An 814-nucleotide genomic window follows, 5' to 3' on the forward strand; every position below is an offset into this window, starting at 1 on the left:
TTTTACTGCTTTATCATAAGCCTCTTTAGCTTCCGCATTAGCTTTTTGTACTCGAGCTAATTCTGTCTGGTAAGCTGAAAGTTTATTTTGATAATCCTTTTGACTATCTTCATTTGCTTTTTTGACAGTTGCTAAATCTTTTTGATATTGTGCTAGCTTAGCCTCATATTCTGCTTTAGCTGTTGCATTAGCAGTGTTGATTTTTTCAACTTCTTCTTGATGACTTTTTAGATCTTTTTGGTACTTGTCATCCGCTGCTTTGTTTTCAGCATTGATTTTATCTGTTTCAGCCTGATGAGCTGCGACTTCTTTTTTATATGCTTCAGTTGTTGTCTTTACTTCTTCAGCCTGTTTAGCATAGTCGCTTTTAATCTCATCTTGTTTTTGAGCATTCTCTGTAGCAGTTGTGGCTGTTCCTTTGTCTTTTGTTTCATCTTGAACTACCTTAACTCCTGCAGATTTTGCATCAGCAACTGCTTTATCCAAATCAGCTGATGATACTTCTACTGGCAAAGCTGAGTCTTTAGAACCAGCCTTAGCTTGGCTTTCTTTGGCAACTTGACTCATTTCACCCTGAGCTTCAGGTAGATTTGTAGCTGGATTTCCTGTAGTAGCTACCTCAACCGTACTTGTACTAGTTGTCTCTGTAACTTCATCAGCAAATACTGCTTTGTCTACAAAAGCAATCAAAGCAGTTCCTAAAACAGCACCACACAAAGTTTTCGCAACTTTGCTTTTACGAAATCCATAGACTTCTTTTTTATTTTTCATTATAAGTCATTTCCTTATCTAAATTTAGTCGTTACTTCTTATA

General features: G+C 36.4%; 1 protein-coding gene. It reads right to left on the reverse strand.

Annotation, left to right across the window (positions count from 1 at the left end; genetic code table 11):
• On the reverse strand, positions 1–771 hold a 771-nt coding region (locus M1F65_RS09965; protein WP_345772947.1), incomplete at its 3' end, for a putative cross-wall-targeting lipoprotein signal domain-containing protein.
• Between the last annotated feature and the right edge of the window lie 43 nt (positions 772–814).

The sequence above is a fragment of the Streptococcus oralis genome, from assembly GCF_023109195.1.
Lineage (GTDB): Bacteria > Bacillota > Bacilli > Lactobacillales > Streptococcaceae > Streptococcus > Streptococcus oralis_BV.